Here is a 16,976-nt window from a genome sequence, read left to right as displayed (position 1 = left end):
CCGAGCCGGCCGCTCCCATCCGTGGACCGGCCGGCTCGGCACCTCCACGCACGGCGTCGCCGACGTCGAGGAGATCCCGCACTCTCTCCGATACACTGGCCGCCATGCCAGGTCCCGCACGGCAATTGCCCTTCGCGATCGTGATGCGCGGTTATGACCGTGAGCAGGTCGCCGATCACCTCCAGCGCCTCGACGCCGATCTGCGCGTCCTCGCCGCCGATCGCGACGCCGCCACCGCCAACGCACACGAACTCGCCGCGCATCTCGAGGACGCGCGCGACGAGATAGCCGAACTGCGCCGTGAGGTCGACAAGCTCTCGGTCCCGCCGACCACCGCGCAAGGGATGAGCGAGCGACTGTCGCGGATGCTGCAGCTGGCGTCCGACGAAGCGTCGGAGATGCGCGCCGAAGCGGCCGCCGAAGCCGCCGAGACGCTGTCCATCGCGCGCCAGGAGGCCGCCGACATGCGGTCGTCGGCCGCGGCCGACGCCGAGCGCGTCCGGGGCGAGGCACGCACGGCCGCGAAGAAGCTGGTCGACGAGGCCGCCGCCCGGGCACGGCAGGTCAAGGAGACCGCGGCCGCCAACGAGTCGGAGTCCGCCCGCCTCATCGCCGAGCGCACCGCCGCGATGGAGGCCGAACACACCAAGACCATGCAGGCCGCCAAGGACGAGGCCCGCCGAGTGGTGGAGAAGGCGAAAGCCGAGGTCGCCGAACTCGAGGCGGTCAGCGCCGCCGAACGCCGGGCCGAGCGGGAACGCCATGACGCCGAACTCGCCGATCAGCGCGAACGCGCACTCGACGAGGCGGCACACATCCGTCAGACCGCGCTCGACATCGCGACCGAACGACTCGATCGATCACGCGAACTCGCGCAGGCCGCTGACCGCACGCGTCAGGACATCGCCGCCAACCTCGGCCGGCTCCGCGAGGAGCTGGCCGAGTTGCCGGAACTGCTCGCCCAGCCCGACGACTCCGAGTACTCCGTGCTGTCCGACGCCGACGATCTCGACCTCCTGAACAGCAAGCTCTCGCCCGAGGCGCGGTCGCCGGAGGCCCGCTCCAACGCCTGACGGCCCTCCGCTAATCGAGCTTGTCCCCTCCGCTGGTTGAGCTTGTCCCCTCCGCTGGTTGAGCTTGTCGAAGCCCCTCAGAAGAGCCTGAACTCCGTGCTCTCCGCGCCGCGAAGCTCGTCGTAATCGAGCACCACGCAACGGATTCCGCGGTCCTCGGCCAGCGTGCGGGCCTGCGGCTTGATCTGCTGGGCGGCGAAGACGCCGGCCACCGGGGCAAGTGTGGTGTCGCGGTTGAGCAACTCGAGATACCGGGTGAGCTGCTCGACGCCGTCGATCTCCCCGCGCCGTTTGATCTCGACCGCCACCGTGGCACCCGATGCGTCCCGGCACAGCAGGTCCACCGGCCCGATCGCGGTCATGTACTCGCGGCGGATGAGCGTGTGACCCGGACCCAACGTCTCGACATGCTCGGCGAGCAGCTCCTGCAGGTGCGCCTCGACGCCGTCCTTGACGAGGCCGGGGTCGATGCCGAGGTCGTGCTGGGAGTCGTGCTCGATCGACGCGATGGTGATGCGGAGTTCCTCGCCCGCCTTGTTGGTGACGACCCAGTACGCCTCCGCCTGCGTGCCGTCGGGAACCTGCGCCTCGGTGAGCCAGCACGGCGGACTCATCCAGTTCAACGGCTTGTAGGCCCGGTCGTCGGCGTGCACGCTCACCGATCCGTCCGATTTGATCAGCAGCAACCGCCGGGCCATGGGCAGATGGGCGGTCAGCCGCCCGACGTAGTCGACCTGACACTCCGCGATGACGAGACGCACGTGCCCACCCTAGTGGTGTGTCCCGGGACCAGGCGGCGCGGCCCGCTCACTCGTCGTAGTAGTGCTTCAGCAGAAACGTCTCGGCGTCGACGACCGCGTCGTCCATCGTCGAGTGCACGTGCGGAAGCGCCGGGTCGAATCCCCGGAGTTCCGGCGGCGCATCGAGATCGGGCACCGCCGCGTCGTCACGGTGCCGATCGACGCTGGCGCGGACGACCCCGTCCGGGTCGACGAGCGCGGCCCGCCGGCCGCTGTCGTCCAGCAGCCGTTTGATGCTCAGCACCATCGTGCGTGCGACCGCGTCGATCACCCCGATGCGGGAGATCTCGACGATGACGACGGTGTATGCGTCGATGTCGGCCTCCAGTCGCCGCTGAACGCTCTCGGCGCCGGCGAAGGTCAAATCTCCCTGGAGTTCGTACACACGGATCCGGTCGCGACAGGTCCGCAGATAGCTGCGCTCCTGCTCGCCCCATTCCGCGCTGACGGGGGTGTCGGCGAGGTCGTAGACCGACCGAATCGTCACCCGACTCTCCCGTGTCACGTTGAACATGTGCAGGCCCAGATCGGTGGACAGATGCCGACACACGTCGACGCCGCGGACGCTGTTGCCGTGACCGTCGAGCCGCGGCGAGTACACGCCGATGCCGAGTTGCCCCGGCAGCACCGCGAGGATCCCGCCACCGACGCCGCTCTTCGCCGGCAGGCCGACGGAGGTGACCCAGTCCCCCGCGCCGTCGTACATCCCGCACGTCGTCATGACACTCAGCAACCGCTGCGCGGTCTCGTTGGAGAAGACCGTCCGACCCGTGCGGGGATTCATCCCGCCGTTCGCGATCGTCGCGCCGATCCCGGCCAGGTCGTCGGTCGTCACCCGAATCGAGCACTGTCGGTAGTAGAGGTCGAGAGCGGCGTCCGGGCTGGTCTCTAGAGCCCCGAAGCTGTCTAGCATGTAGGCGATCGCGCGGTTGCGCGAACCCGTCGCGGCCTCGGAGGCATAGACCCCCTCGTCCATCGTGAGGCGCCGTCCGGCACATCCGGAGTAGAACTCGAGCACCTCCCGGAAGGCGGCGTCGACCGCCGCCTCGGCCACGTCCCGGGTCGGCGGCAACAGCATGGATGCGGCAAAGATGGCCCCCGCATTGATCATCGGGTTCTTCGGGCGTCGGCGCTCGTCCACGCTGATCTCGTTGAATGCCTCGCCGGACGGCTCGACGCCGATCTTCGCGTCGACCGCCGCGGTGCCGTGCTTCTTCAGGACCATCGCATAGGTGAGGGGCTTGGAGACCGACTGGATGGTGAACGCCGTCGCGGAGTCACCATGTGAGTAGGTGTGGCCGTCGTGCACGCACATCGACAGGCCGTAACCCTCGGGGTCGACGGCGGCCAGTTCCGGGATGTAGTCGGCGACATGACCGGATCGGTCCGAATGGCATTCGTCCATGATGTGGCTGAGGTAACCGTCGACGAGGGAGTCCATGACCCCATCTAAGCGTGTCCCCCGGCACCCCGTCGGAGATGACTAGGCTGGCGATGACCGGGACCGAGACACCGACGCTGGGAGTACCGATGAAGCTGCTCGTCGCATACATCGCCACCTCGGGAGGCGACGACGCGGTCGCCCTCGGCGCATGCCTCGCGCGGACCTTCGACGCCGAACTCGAGCTCTGCATCGTCATCCCACCCGAGCCGGACAGCGCCGACCCGTCCGAACAGGTCTCGGTCGAACGCCTCTCCGACGCCCTGGACAATGCGGCCCGCCGCTGGCTCGACGCCGCTGCCGCCAGACTCCCCGACGACATCGAGACCACCACGACGATCGCCGAACACGCCAACCCCGGGGAGGGTCTCATCAAAGATGGCCCCCGCATTGATCATCGGGTTCTTCGGGCGTCGGCGCTCGTCCACGCTGATCTCGTTGAATGCCTCGCCGGACGGCTCGACGCCGATCTTCGCGTCGACCGCCGCGGTGCCGTGCTTCTTCAGGACCATCGCATAGGTGAGGGGCTTGGAGACCGACTGGATGGTGAACGCCGTCGCGGAGTCACCATGTGAGTAGGTGTGGCCGTCGTGCACGCACATCGACAGGCCGTAACCCTCGGGGTCGACGGCGGCCAGTTCCGGGATGTAGTCGGCGACATGACCGGATCGGTCCGAATGGCATTCGTCCATGATGTGGCTGAGGTAACCGTCGACGAGGGAGTCCATGACCCCATCTAAGCGTGTCCCCCGGCACCCCGTCGGAGATGACTAGGCTGGCGATGACCGGGACCGAGACACCGACGCTGGGAGTACCGATGAAGCTGCTCGTCGCATACATCGCCACCTCGGGAGGCGACGACGCGGTCGCCCTCGGCGCATGCCTCGCGCGGACCTTCGACGCCGAACTCGAGCTCTGCATCGTCATCCCACCCGAGCCGGACAGCGCCGACCCGTCCGAACAGGTCTCGGTCGAACGCCTCTCCGACGCCCTGGACAATGCGGCCCGCCGCTGGCTCGACGCCGCTGCCGCCAGACTCCCCGACGACATCGAGACCACCACGACGATCGCCGAACACGCCAACCCCGGGGAGGGTCTCATCGTGCAGGCCCGGCGCACATCGGCGGACATGCTGGTCATCGGCGGCGCGGGTGGCGGTATCCGCGGCCGGCACACACTCGGGACCGTGGTCAACGACATCTTGCATTCCGCACCGGTCCCGGTGGCGGTGGCGCCACCGGGGTTCGCGCATCTCGGCGCCGACGAGGTGCGAGAGATCTCGGTCGCGATCGGCAGCAGGCCCGGCACCCAGCTGTTGTTCCAGACGGCGTTGCGCAGCGGTGTCCGTGCACATCGGCCCATCCGGCTGATCTCGCTGGTCGCCGTCGACGACGTCCTACCCTGGCGCACCGAGCCGGAAGAACGGGCCCTCGACCACGCTCGCGAACACGCGCGACGCAGTCTCGAGGCGGCCAGAGAACAACTGCCACCGGACTTCCCGGTCAGCTCGGCGATCGCCCAGGGGTCGACCATCGAGGAGGCAGTCGGCTCCCTGGACTGGCAGGACGGCGATGTGGTCATGGTCGGCTCCAGCCGGCTGGCGGCGCCCAACACGCTCTTCCTCGGCACAACCGCGGCGAAAATCCTTCGCGCGGTGTCGGTTCCGATGATCGTCGTTCCGAAGGGCACCGACTGATCTCGTCTCGACCCAGAAAAGCATTGTGGCCCCTCACGAATCGCGAGGGGCCACAATGGGATGTTGTGTTCGGCGGTGTCCTACTCTCCCACACTGATTAGGGTGCAGTACCATTGGCGCTGGAGGGCTTAGCTTCCGGGTTCGGAATGGGGCCGGGCGTTTCCCCTCCGCTATAGCCGCCGTAACTTTGTGAAACAACACGCTCACGTAGTGTGCGTGTGTTTGTTTGTCACCTCTCACCACCCCGTCACACCGTGGTGTTGTGGGGGGTGTCCGGGGGGCGAAGCCACCCGGAGGAGTGTGTTGTTTCAGAAGTACATAGTGGATGCGAACACCAACCGAACCTGAGGTTTGGTGATGTTGTGGGTGTTGTTGGTAAGTCCTCGGCCGATTAGTACCAGTCACCTGAACACATTGCTGTGCGTACAGTTCTGGCCTATCAACCCCATGGTCTGTGGGGGGCCTTAACCCCGCGAAGGGGGTGAGAAACCTCATCTTGGAACAGGCTTCCCGCTTAGATGCTTTCAGCGGTTATCCCTTCCGAACGTAGCTAACCAGCAGTGCCCCTGGCGGGACAACTGGCACACCAGAGGTTCGTCCGTCCCGGTCCTCTCGTACTAGGGACAGGTTTCCTCAAGTTTCTTACGCGCGCGGCGGATAGAGACCGAACTGTCTCACGACGTTCTAAACCCAGCTCGCGTGCCGCTTTAATGGGCGAACAGCCCAACCCTTGGGACCTACTCCAGCCCCAGGATGCGACGAGCCGACATCGAGGTGCCAAACCATCCCGTCGATATGGACTCTTGGGGAAGATCAGCCTGTTATCCCCGGGGTACCTTTTATCCGTTGAGCGACACCGCTTCCACTTGCCGGTGCCGGATCACTAGTCCCGACTTTCGTCCCTGCTCGACATGTACGTCTCACAGTCAAGCTCCCTTGTGCACTTACACTCAACACCTGATTGCCAACCAGGCTGAGGGAACCTTTGGGCGCCTCCGTTACCTTTTAGGAGGCAACCGCCCCAGTTAAACTACCCACCAGGCACTGTCCCTGAACCCGATCAGGGTCCGAGGTTAGAAGTCCAATACGATCAGAGTGGTATTTCAACAACGACTCCATGAACACTGGCGTGCCCACTTCACAGTCTCCCACCTATCCTACACAAACCGAACCGAACACCAATACCAAGCTATAGTGAAGGTCCCGGGGTCTTTTCGTCCTGCCGCGCGTAACGAGCATCTTTACTCGTACTGCAATTTCGCCGAGTCTGTGGTTGAGACAGCAGAGAAGTCGTTACGCCATTCGTGCAGGTCGGAACTTACCCGACAAGGAATTTCGCTACCTTAGGATGGTTATAGTTACCACCGCCGTTTACTGGGGCTTAAATTCTCAGCTTCACCACCCGAAGGTGATTAACCGGTCCTCTTAACCTTCCAGCACCGGGCAGGCGTCAGTCCGTATACATCGTCTTACGACTTCGCACGGACCTGTGTTTTTAGTAAACAGTCGCTTCTCTCTGGTCTCTGCGACCCACACCAGCTCAGACCGAAAAGATCGTCACCAGGATGGGTCCCCCTTCTCCCGAAGTTACGGGGGCATTTTGCCGAGTTCCTTAACCACAGTTCTCTCGATCGCCTTAGTATTCTCTACCTGACCACCTGTGTTGGTTTGGGGTACGGGCCGTGTACCAACTCACTAGAGGCTTTTCTCGGCAGCATAGGATCATGGAATTCGCCACAACGGCTACGCATCACCTCTCAGGCTCTGTGAGTGACGGATTTGCCTATCACTCGCCCTACAGGCTTACACCAGTACAACCACTGACTGGCCCCACTACCTTCCTGCGTCACCCCATCGCTTGCCTACTACCAGCCAAGGTCCCATGCATCACCCCACTCGGCACCCGAAGGTGCTCCCGGGGGATCAGGATGGTTAGTACAACTGATTCAGCATGGGCGCGGATACACGGGTACGGGAATATCAACCCGTTGTCCATCGACTACGCCTGTCGGCCTCGCCTTAGGTCCCGACTCACCCTGGGCGGATTAGCCTGGCCCAGGAACCCTTGGTCATTCGGCGGCAGAGTTTCTCACTCTGCTTTCGCTACTCATGCCTGCATTCTCACTCCCACACCCTCCACACCTGGATCACTCCGGCGCTTCCACGGATGCAGGACGCTCCCCTACCCACCCCACCCACTACACAGAAGTCCGTAAACCTCTGCGGATGTCATGGTGGAGTGCCGCGGCTTCGGCGGTGTACTTGAGCCCCGCTACATTGTCGGCGCAGGATCACTTGACCAGTGAGCTATTACGCACTCTTTCAAGGGTGGCTGCTTCTAAGCCAACCTCCTGGTTGTCTTCGCGACCCCACATCCTTTTCCACTTAGTACACGCTTAGGGGCCTTAGCCGGCGATCTGGGCTGTTTCCCTCTCGACTACGAACCTTATCGCCCGCAGTCTCACTGCCACACTCTCACTTACCGGCATTCGGAGTTTGGCTGACGTCAGTAACCCTGTGGGGCCCATCGGCCATCCAGTAGCTCTACCTCCAGTAAGAAACATGTGACGCTGCACCTAAATGCATTTCGGGGAGAACCAGCTATCACGGAGTTTGATTGGCCTTTCACCCCTACCCACAACTCATCCCCTCCATTTTCAACTGAAGTGGGTTCGGGCCTCCACGACGTCTTACCGACGCTTCACCCTGGCCATGGGTAGATCACTCCGCTTCGGGTCTAGACCCGGCGACTCAAACGCCCTATTCAGACTCGCTTTCGCTACGGCTACCCCACACGGGTTAACCTCGCCACCGAGCACTAACTCGCAGGCTCATTCTTCAAAAGGCACGCCATCACCCGCCCCGAAGGCACAGGCTTTGACGGATTGTAAGCGTCCGGTTTCAGGTACTATTTCACTCCCCTCCCGGGGTACTTTTCACCTTTCCCTCACGGTACTAGTCCGCTATCGGTCACCAGGAAGTATTCAGGCTTACCGGGTGGTCCCGGCAGATTCACAGCAGATTCCACGAGCCCGCTGCTACTTGGGGACACCGTCACGCAAGACCATGTGTTTTCAGCTACCGGACTCTCACCGACTACGGCAGACCATTCCAGGCCACTTCACCTAACACATGATTTTCTCACTCACGCTTCCACAGGCAGATGGAAGAAGACGAACCCCACAACCCCACACACACAACCCCTACCCGGTATCACATGCGCATGGTTTAGCCTCCTCCGCTTTCGCTCGCCACTACTCACGGAATCACAATTGTTTTCTCTTCCTATGGGTACTGAGATGTTTCACTTCCCCACGTTCCCCCCACACAGCCTATACATTCAGCTGGTGGTAACACGACATCACTCGTGCTGGGTTTCCCCATTCGGACACCCTCGGATCACAGCTCGTTTGACAACTCCCCGAGGACTATCGCGGCCTACCACGTCCTTCATCGGCTCCTGGTACCAAGGCATCCACCGAACGCCCTTACACACTTACAACAACACCTACAAACAACCCCCCACCCACAACCAACACAAGGCCAGCCATGAACGAGGATCGAATGTAGACATCACAAACACTACAAAATTTGCTAAATCACAGACCAGCACTCCAACAACAGTCGAAGCATTGGTTTGAAATAAAGATGCTCGCATCCACTATGCACTTCTCAAACAACACACACCCACCACCGTGCACGCGCTCCCGCGACCATCACAGTCACGATCACCACCCGCACCCCAGTCATGAGCTAGGTCAGAGACAACACGCATGTGTTCTCTCAGAACCCCGATAGCGTGACAATGAACCCGCCAGCCCTCACGGACCCGCGGTAACCCCCGATCCTTCTACCGGTGTAGAAGAGGTGAGCCTGTCTGATGTTTCACCCTCGAACACACACCCACCGCACAGACATACGCCGGCAGAAATGGGTGATGTTGTGTGCTCCTTAGAAAGGAGGTGATCCAGCCGCACCTTCCGGTACGGCTACCTTGTTACGACTTCGTCCCAATCGCCGATCCCACCTTCGACAGCTCCCTCCCACAAGGGGTTAGGCCACCGGCTTCGGGTGTTACCGACTTTCATGACGTGACGGGCGGTGTGTACAAGGCCCGGGAACGTATTCACCGCAGCGTTGCTGATCTGCGATTACTAGCGACTCCGACTTCATGGGGTCGAGTTGCAGACCCCAATCCGAACTGAGACTGGCTTTAAGGGATTCGCTCCACCTCACGGTATCGCAGCCCTCTGTACCAGCCATTGTAGCATGTGTGAAGCCCTGGACATAAGGGGCATGATGACTTGACGTCATCCCCACCTTCCTCCGAGTTGACCCCGGCAGTCTCCTGCAAGTCCCCGGCATAACCCGCTGGCAATACAGGACAAGGGTTGCGCTCGTTGCGGGACTTAACCCAACATCTCACGACACGAGCTGACGACAGCCATGCACCACCTGTACACCAACCACAAGGGAACGACTATCTCTAGCCGCGTCTGGTGTATGTCAAACCCAGGTAAGGTTCTTCGCGTTGCATCGAATTAATCCACATGCTCCGCCGCTTGTGCGGGCCCCCGTCAATTCCTTTGAGTTTTAGCCTTGCGGCCGTACTCCCCAGGCGGGGTACTTAATGCGTTAGCTACGGCACGGATCCCGTGAAAAGGAACCCACACCTAGTACCCACCGTTTACGGCGTGGACTACCAGGGTATCTAATCCTGTTCGCTACCCACGCTTTCGCTCCTCAGCGTCAGTTACTACCCAGAGACCCGCCTTCGCCACCGGTGTTCCTCCTGATATCTGCGCATTTCACCGCTACACCAGGAATTCCAGTCTCCCCTGTAGTACTCAAGTCTGCCCGTATCGCCTGCACGCCTGCAATTGAGTTGCAGAATTTCACAGACGACGCGACAAACCGCCTACGAGCTCTTTACGCCCAGTAATTCCGGACAACGCTCGCACCCTACGTATTACCGCGGCTGCTGGCACGTAGTTGGCCGGTGCTTCTTCTCCAGGTACCGTCACTCACGCTTCGTCCCTGGTGAAAGAGGTTTACAACCCGAAGGCCGTCATCCCTCACGCGGCGTCGCTGCATCAGGCTTGCGCCCATTGTGCAATATTCCCCACTGCTGCCTCCCGTAGGAGTCTGGGCCGTGTCTCAGTCCCAGTGTGGCCGATCACCCTCTCAGGTCGGCTACCCGTCGTCGCCTTGGTAGGCCATTACCCCACCAACAAGCTGATAGGCCGCGGGCCCATCCCACACCGCAAAAGCTTTCCACCAACCACCATGCGACAGTTGGTCATATCCGGTATTAGACCCAGTTTCCCAGGCTTATCCCAGAGTGCAGGGCAGATCACCCACGTGTTACTCACCCGTTCGCCACTCGAGTACCCAGCAAGCTGGGCCTTTCCGTTCGACTTGCATGTGTTAAGCACGCCGCCAGCGTTCGTCCTGAGCCAGGATCAAACTCTCCATGAAAAAACAGTGAAACAAAACCAACCCCAAAAAAGGCCGGCGTTTCAACACAAAATCTTCAACCAGGAAAGCACAACCTGACCAAAATAAACCTAGCAAAATGTGACACCCAGGACGGGGCCCGGACGCCACACAAAAAAACAAACATCTACATCCACAAAGATGCACGATGCCACATTGGCATCAGACAATTCATCATCACACTATCGAGTTCTCAAAGAACACACACCCACCAGCTACCCACCCCAAATCAGGGCTCTCACCAGCAGACTTCGCATTCAACCTTGCCAGCCACCCCGTCTCCGGGGCAACTCTTCCAGCCTACCAGACCCCACCCGCAGCCCGCAACCCCGAAGAATTCCGAACCACTGAGAGACCCAGCAACCCCAAACACTCTACCCGAGCCACAACAACTCAAGCCAAAACATTCAGGGGCGGCCAGCCAAGAAACGCGGTCTCCACTCCCCACCATCAGACCCTCTCAGGCCCTTCCGGGGCGGCGCCGTGGCTCGCTGACTTGAAGAAAGTTACGCAACCGGATCGTCGGGGTCAAATCGCCTGCTCGCCGCCCGCCCCAACAGCCATCGGCGCAGGTCATCGCCTGCCGCGCGGAACCGAATCCCGCTGCTGCGCGCGGATTTCGGTGAATCACATCGATGTGACGTGCGTCGCAGACCGTCCTTTCGGACAGGTCATCACCCCCGGTCGGTCAGTTATGCGCAGGTCAGAGCGCTCATACGGTCGAGACATGACCGCGACCGAACTGGCCACGACCCCGACGAGCGCGCCCATCGGCTCATCGCCGGTACCCGGACTCCCACCGCGGGTTGTCTCGTCCGCGCTTGTCCCCGAGGGGTTCACGCGTTGCGGTCTCCTCTCCTGGCGTCGGGAGGCCGGCGTCCTGCAGATCGCCCATCCCTTCGACGAGCAGAGCATCTCCGACGGCGTGGTCGTCGACGGGCTCGTCGCCCTCGTCGAGGCCGGCGTGCTGGCCGGCCAGTCGCAGTTCGAATGCGCCGCGATGGGGATCATCCGCACCTCGGCGGGCACGGCCGACGACGCCTGGGCGGCTTTCTACGACAACTCGCTTCGCGAACTGCGCACGGGCACATCGGCATTCGCTCCCGTCCACAAACGCGCGCGGAGCCTGGTCTCGGGCGGGGCCGTCCTCGAGGTGGGATCGTGCTTCGGCTTCTTCGCTCTCGCCTGCGCCCTGGACGGTCTCCAGGTCACGGCCTGCGACATCTCGCCCGGAGCGGTGTCGTTGCTCTCCGACGCCGCTCACCGACTCCGACTGCCCGTCGTCGCAACCGTCGGGAACGCGACCGCTCTCCCCTACGCCGACGACTCGGCCGACACCGTCACGCTCATCCACCTCCTCGAGCACCTCGATCCCGCGGGGGCGCACGCCGCGATCGGCGAGGCCCTCCGGGTCGCCCGGCAGCGCGTGGTCATCGGCGTGCCGTTCGAAGACGAGCCGAGCCCGCACTTCGGCCACCTCGTCCGGCTCACCGAGAACGACCTGTGCGGCTGGGCTCGAGCCGTCCCGCATGCCGGCGCCGAGGTCGTCGTCGATCACGGCGGATGGCTCGTCCTCACCCCCCGGTCCTGATTCCTCGAGTCCGGCCGCGGTACCGAGCGACCGCGTCAGATCAGCCCGCGTTTGCTGGCGATGTACACCGCGTCGGTCCGCTTGGACACCCCGAGCTTGCGAATGATGTTGCGAATGTGGAACTTCACGGTTGACTCCGAGATGTAGAGCGTCTCGCCGATCCGCTTGTTCGACAGCCCGTCGGCGAGGAGCCGCAAGACCTCGCGCTCCCGGTCGCTGAGTGCCTCGGACTTCTCGTTCTCGCCGGACACCGCGCGGAGGACGACGGCCGCGCTGCGCGGGTCGAAGGCGCTGCCGCCGCCGGACACCGCCTGGATCGCGCGCACGAGTTCGGTCGTGTCGACATCTTTGACCACGTACCCCCGGGCTCCCGCCCGCACGGCGCGTACGACCAGATCGTCGTCGAGGAACGTGGTCAGCACCAGCGCAGCGACCTCCGGGTGGCGCTGCGCGATCTGCTCGATGAGCCGCAGCCCCTCGTACTCGGTGCCCGCCGACAGCTTGAGGTCGACCACGACGACATCGGGGTGTCGGGCGTTCACCTCGGCCAGCGCGGCGTCGGCCGATCCCGCCTCACCGACCACGTCGACGACGTCCTCGCGCTCCAGCAGCGACCGCATGCCCTGGCGCAGGAGGGCGTGGTCGTCGACGAGAAGCGTCCGGATGGGGCGCCTGATGTCGTTGTCGCTCAACCGAACTCCTTCGTTCTGAGCGGGTCGTCGGGCGTCGCGGAGCCGGCCGTGCCGATCGGCAGCACGACCGCGACGCGGATACCGCCGATGCGCGACCGGCGGATCCGCAGTTCGCCTCCGAGCTCGGCGGCGCGCGAGGACATGTTGGCCAGGCCGCGGTGCCGTCCGGCCGTGAGATCGCCGAGCGACGCGGTGCGCATCACCCGGCGCAGATGTTCGGGATCACCGACGCCGTCGTCGTCGACCGACAGTGCGACGGTGTCCACGGCGTAGGTGAGGGTCACCGTGACCTGGTGGGCACGCGAGTGGACGGCGGTGTTGAAGAGGGCCTCGCCGGCGATCCGCAGCAGGGCGTGCTGGACCTCATCGGCGAGATCGCGCTCCCGGCCGCGCATATGGACCGCCGTGCGAAGGTCCGGCGGCATGTGCAGCGAGCACAGCTCGGTGAGGACGTCGCGCACACTCGGCGACGGCGCGTTCGTGGCGTTGTTGAGCGCGTAGATGAACGACCGCAACTGCTCCACGGCCTCCTTGGTCAGCCGGCCCGCCATCTCCAGGCGATCGAGTGCGAGACCTTCGACGAGGCCGCGGCACAGTTCGATCTGCACCCCCGCCGACAGCACCGACTGGGTGACCGAGTCGTGGAGCTCGCGGGCGATCCGTCCGCGCTCCTCGTTGAGCACGGTCGCCCGCATCGCCGCCGACAGTTCGCGCTGGGTACGTTCCAGTTCGGTGTTGCGCTCGGCGAGTTCCATTGCGTGGCGGTCGGTCTCGGAGAACAGCTCGGCGTTGAGCAGTGCGACGATCGCCTGGCTGGCCAGGATGCGCAGCACGACGAGATCGGTGGGATCGACCATGCGACCGACCGGTGTCCAGGCCGACAGTCCCCCGACGACGTTGCCGTCGAGTTCGACGGGGACGTGGACGTGGTCCTCCTGGAGGATCGCGCCGTGCAGGACGGTCTCGTGTCCGCGGAGGATGTCGTTGAGCCGGTTGAGCACCTCGTCGGGCAGGTCGTCGGGTGTGGCGGCCCGCTCGGACCCTTCGAAGGCGTAGAGCCGACCACCGCTCGCGCTGATCAGGTGGCGCGGGGCCGACTGCTCGAGTCGGCCGTCCGCGAGCGCGAAGACGACCCAGTCCGCGCCCAGATGGTCCCGTGCCGCCTCGACGACCGCGATGACCAAAGCCTCGGGCCCTTCGGCGGTACGGACGAGAGCACGCGAGATCCGCTCCAGCGCACCGACCACCCGACTCAGCCGCGCCTCGACCCCGCGCAGCGCCGCGTAGTGGCTGCCCTTGACGCTGCGGAGTCCGACCAGGCTCTCGAGGTCGGCCTGTTCGGGGAGAGCGCTTCGCTCGGGCGACGGACCGGTCATCACAGCGCTTCGGCGTAGAGGTCCCGGATGCCTGCGGCCTGCGGACGCCGCGGGTTGGTGGTCATGCACGAATCGGCCAGCGCGTGGGCGGTGAGGCGGTCGAGGTCGGCGCTGCGCACGCCCAGCGGTTCGAGCGACGCCGGCATGCCGACCCGGGCGCCGAGCGCGGCGATCGCATCGGCCAGTCGGTCGGCGACGGTCCGGGCGTCGCCGGATGTCTCGACCCCGATGGCGTCGGCCAGGTCGACGAAGCCGTCGGCACACACATGGGCGTTGTAGCGGATCACGTGCGGCAGCAGGACGGCGTTGATCGCGCCGTGCGGGGCGTCACAGTGCCCGCCGACCGGGTGACTCATCGCGTGCGTGGCGCCGAGGATCGCGTTGGTGAACGCCATCCCCGCCCGTAGCGCCGCGAGCGACATCTCCTCGGCCGCGACCCGGTCCCGCGGATCGTCGACGAGGCGTTCGAGATGCGTCCACACGCCACGAATGGATTCCAGCGCAAGCGAATCGGTGAGTCGTCCGTGCGCGAGCGAGACGTAGGCCTCGACGCAGTGGGTGAGTACATCCATGCCGACCTGGGCGGTGACCGCGGCGGGCGCGGTCATCAGCAGGGTCGGGTCACTCACCGTCACGTCCGGCACGAGTGAACGCCCGATGATGGTCACCTTGGTACGCCGCTCGGCGTCGTTGATGATGCAGAACTGGGAGACGTCGGCGCCGCTGCCGGCCGTCGTCGGCACCGCGATGAGTGGCGGGAGCGGTCGTCGGGCACGGTCGATTCCCTCGTACTCGAGGATGTGACCGCCGTTGGCCGCCAACACCGCGACACCCTTGGCGGCGTCGATCACCGAACCGCCGCCCAGGGCGACGAGGCCGTCGGCATCGTGTGCCTTGTAGGCGAGGAACGCCGCCGCGACCTCGCCGGACCGTGGGTTGGGCGAGACATCCAGGTACGACGCCGCGTCGAGGCCGCCGGCACGCAGCCCGGCCATCAGCTGTGCGTACCAGGGGGTGCGTTCCAGACAACGATCGCTGACCACGAACGGTCGGCGCATCCCGAGTCCCGCCGTCGCGACCGGCACCTCCCCGAAGGCGCCCGGGCCCAGCACGATCTCCGGGGTGTGGAACTTGGCGACCTGGCCCGATGCGCGCCGACGGACGTCACCCACCATTCGTCCCGCCTCCGTTCCATCCACTCCGACCGCACCGTCCGACCACCTCGCCCCGGCGGTACCCCGACGCTACCCAGGTCACCTCAGCGCCGCACCCAGCTCGTCACAACGCGCGAGCATCTCGGCGCCGTCACGCACGCTGACGACTCCGCTGCAGTGCTCGGCGTAGTCGGCCATCGCGCACCCGGATTGCGCCCAATAGCGCTCGGGTTCCGGTGTGATCCAGGCGATTCGGTGCGATCGACGACCGACCTCGGCCACCAGGTCGACACGCGGATCGAGACCGTTGCTGCGCGCATCCCCGACGACGAGCACCGATGTCCGCCTGCTGATCAGGTCCCCGCAGCCGCCCAGCAGTTCGCCGAACATGCGCCCGTAGTCGCTCGTCGCGGCAAGATCCAGACCGTCGGCGGCGAGCACCGCCGCGAGAGCCGAGTCGGCCGCCGCGGACCGCAGTGCGGTCGTGACGCGCACCGGCCGATCGACGAACGCGACGACCTCGCAACGGTCGCCGAAGCGATGCAGAGTCTGCGCGAGACGCAGGATGAACCCGGTGACCGGCCGGACCGACAACGACACGTCGACGAGGACCAGCAGCCGGACCGGGCCGGGCCGCCTGCGGCGCCGCCACAGTTCGGCGGGCACACCGTCGGTCGCGACGACGCGCGCATCGTCGCCCGGATGTCGAGGACACCCCGGTCGACCGGGCGGACCACCCGGCGCGGGGCGCCGCGCATGCGCTGGATCAGCCGGTGGCAGGCGCGATCGATCTCAGCTTGGTCGACATACCCCTCGGCCGACCGGTCGGCGCCGGAGACCGCCTCGGCGCCGCCGTCGGCGTCCAGGCATGCGACCAGCGCGTCGACGAAAGCACCCAGTGCCCGTTCCAGTTCGGTCCTCCGGGCGTCGCCGAGGTCGTCGTTGCCGTCGGTGCCGTATGCCTTGCGCGGATCGTAGGCGTCGAGTGCGGCGAGGATTGCGTGGGCCCCGGTCAGCCCGAGCGGCCGGCTCGAGACCCGGGCTGCCGATCCGGTCAGTTCGCCGACGGTCGACGAGTCGGCGGTGTCGACCTCGACCGTGTAGGTCACTCCCCCACCGGTCGTGCCGCCGTCCGGGTCGACGCCGAGCTGCTCGGCGCCGGCCGAGACGCTGAAGTCGTTCTCCTCCCGGTGAGCGCTCTCGGCGTCCCGGTGCGCGGCGTCGGGATCGTCGGCCATCAGGTGGCCGATCTCGTCGGTGTGTTCGTCGGCGCCGATCTGGCGGGCCGCGCCCTCGAATTCCTCGTCCCAGACCACGTCATCGGGCAGATCGGCCGCGACGCCGCGGGCCCGTGGAAGGTCGTCCTCGTCGGCGCGATCGGGTTCGGCGCCGAGGAAGAAGAGCTCGAAGGCCCGCTCGAAACCCGCTGTCTCGTAGCCATATTTGACGCACACGCTCTGTAGCGCCGCACGCAGGACCGCCGGCTCGGCGGCGCCGACCATCGACAGGGTCCGCCGGATCTCGATGACCTCGGCGGGCGAGGCCGCGATCCCGGAGCTCCGCAGGACCCTTCCGAACGCGACCGCGAGCAGGTCGAGCGGGTCCGCCCGCCTCGCGGTGGCGACGGGTACCGGGGTGGCCGACGCCGCAGTCATCG

8 protein-coding genes, 3 rRNA genes and 3 pseudogenes are annotated in these 16,976 nt (G+C 64.8%); 4 read left to right on the top strand and 10 right to left on the bottom strand.

Annotated features, from left to right (window positions below; genetic code table 11):
- Positions 1–104: 104 nt before the first annotated feature.
- Positions 105–1,073 carry a hypothetical protein gene (locus QAD21_RS09360; RefSeq protein WP_065629063.1) on the top strand — a complete coding sequence of 323 codons (969 nt, stop codon included), beginning with the start codon at positions 105–107 and terminating at the stop codon, positions 1,071–1,073.
- A gap of 77 nt (positions 1,074–1,150) precedes the next feature.
- Here QAD21_RS09360 and nucS read toward each other — a convergent pair whose 3' ends face one another.
- On the bottom strand, positions 1,151–1,834 hold the full coding sequence (gene nucS / locus QAD21_RS09355) for an endonuclease NucS (RefSeq protein WP_058249976.1): 684 nt from the start codon (positions 1,832–1,834) through the stop codon (positions 1,151–1,153).
- A 46-nt stretch (positions 1,835–1,880) separates the two neighbouring features.
- Positions 1,881–3,314 (bottom strand): glutaminase A, encoded by a 1,434-nt coding sequence (glsA, locus tag QAD21_RS09350; RefSeq protein ID WP_159370583.1) that lies wholly within the window; start codon positions 3,312–3,314, stop codon positions 1,881–1,883.
- An 89-nt stretch (positions 3,315–3,403) separates the two neighbouring features.
- Here glsA and QAD21_RS25355 point away from each other — a divergent pair.
- Positions 3,404–3,688 (top strand): annotated as a pseudogene (locus tag QAD21_RS25355) (universal stress protein); the annotation flags it as partial.
- Here the strand turns inward: QAD21_RS25355 and QAD21_RS09345 are convergent.
- Positions 3,689–4,042, bottom strand: a pseudogene (locus tag QAD21_RS09345) (glutaminase); the annotation flags it as partial.
- Between the two features lie 89 nt (positions 4,043–4,131).
- Here QAD21_RS09345 and QAD21_RS09340 point away from each other — a divergent pair.
- Positions 4,132–5,010 (top strand): universal stress protein, encoded by an 879-nt coding sequence (locus QAD21_RS09340; RefSeq protein ID WP_159371882.1) that lies wholly within the window; start codon positions 4,132–4,134, stop codon positions 5,008–5,010.
- A gap of 67 nt (positions 5,011–5,077) precedes the next feature.
- On the opposite strand, the gene rrf is transcribed toward QAD21_RS09340, so the two are convergent.
- The 3 genes from rrf to QAD21_RS09325 all read right to left on the bottom strand — a co-directional run bounded on the left by rrf (position 5,078) and on the right by QAD21_RS09325 (position 10,488).
- Positions 5,078–5,194, bottom strand: a 5S ribosomal RNA gene (gene rrf, locus QAD21_RS09335).
- Between the two features lie 187 nt (positions 5,195–5,381).
- A 23S ribosomal RNA gene (locus tag QAD21_RS09330) occupies positions 5,382–8,512 on the bottom strand.
- A 453-nt stretch (positions 8,513–8,965) separates the two neighbouring features.
- Positions 8,966–10,488, bottom strand: a 16S ribosomal RNA gene (locus QAD21_RS09325).
- Together the 16S, 23S and 5S rRNA genes form the textbook arrangement of a ribosomal RNA operon.
- Before the next feature lie 745 nt (positions 10,489–11,233).
- Here QAD21_RS09325 and mftM point away from each other — a divergent pair.
- Positions 11,234–12,097 (top strand): mycofactocin oligosaccharide methyltransferase MftM, encoded by an 864-nt coding sequence (gene mftM, locus QAD21_RS09320; RefSeq protein WP_137810085.1) that lies wholly within the window; start codon positions 11,234–11,236, stop codon positions 12,095–12,097.
- Between the two features lie 35 nt (positions 12,098–12,132).
- Here mftM and QAD21_RS09315 read toward each other — a convergent pair whose 3' ends face one another.
- The 4 genes and pseudogenes from QAD21_RS09315 to QAD21_RS09300 form a co-directional block, all read right to left on the bottom strand.
- A complete protein-coding gene (locus tag QAD21_RS09315) occupies positions 12,133–12,789 on the bottom strand; it encodes a response regulator transcription factor (RefSeq protein WP_058252764.1) in 657 nt (218 codons plus the stop codon).
- On the bottom strand, positions 12,786–14,165 hold the full coding sequence (locus QAD21_RS09310) for a GAF domain-containing sensor histidine kinase (protein ID WP_205333582.1): 1,380 nt from the start codon (positions 14,163–14,165) through the stop codon (positions 12,786–12,788). The genes QAD21_RS09315 and QAD21_RS09310 overlap by 4 nt, the downstream gene beginning before the upstream one ends.
- Positions 14,165–15,340, bottom strand: coding sequence for an iron-containing alcohol dehydrogenase (locus tag QAD21_RS09305; protein ID WP_065632850.1), 1,176 nt, complete (start codon positions 15,338–15,340; stop codon positions 14,165–14,167). Before QAD21_RS09305 ends, QAD21_RS09310 begins: the two co-directional genes overlap by 1 nt.
- A 78-nt stretch (positions 15,341–15,418) precedes the next feature.
- A pseudogene (locus tag QAD21_RS09300) lies at positions 15,419–16,974 on the bottom strand (VWA domain-containing protein).
- Between the last annotated feature and the right edge of the window lie 2 nt (positions 16,975–16,976).

This window comes from Gordonia sp. SMJS1, from assembly GCF_029866425.1.
Classification (GTDB): Bacteria; Actinomycetota; Actinomycetes; order Mycobacteriales; family Mycobacteriaceae; genus Gordonia; species Gordonia hongkongensis.
The sequence above is the reverse complement of the archived record's forward strand: the minus strand, read 5'-3'. Positions and strand labels throughout refer to the sequence as shown.

Bases quoted from the DNA above. Each gene is read 5' to 3' on its own strand.
- QAD21_RS09310 (WP_205333582.1), bottom strand. From the start codon at position 14,165: ATGACCGGTCCGTCGCCCGAGCGAAGCGCTCTCCCCGAACAGGCCGAC.
- QAD21_RS09360 (WP_065629063.1), top strand. From the start codon at position 105: ATGCCAGGTCCCGCACGGCAATTGCCCTTCGCGATCGTGATGCGCGGT.
- mftM (WP_137810085.1), top strand. From the start codon at position 11,234: ATGACCGCGACCGAACTGGCCACGACCCCGACGAGCGCGCCCATCGGC.
- QAD21_RS09340 (WP_159371882.1), top strand. From the start codon at position 4,132: ATGAAGCTGCTCGTCGCATACATCGCCACCTCGGGAGGCGACGACGCG.
- QAD21_RS09305 (WP_065632850.1), bottom strand. From the start codon at position 15,340: ATGGTGGGTGACGTCCGTCGGCGCGCATCGGGCCAGGTCGCCAAGTTC.
- glsA (WP_159370583.1), bottom strand. From the start codon at position 3,314: ATGGACTCCCTCGTCGACGGTTACCTCAGCCACATCATGGACGAATGC.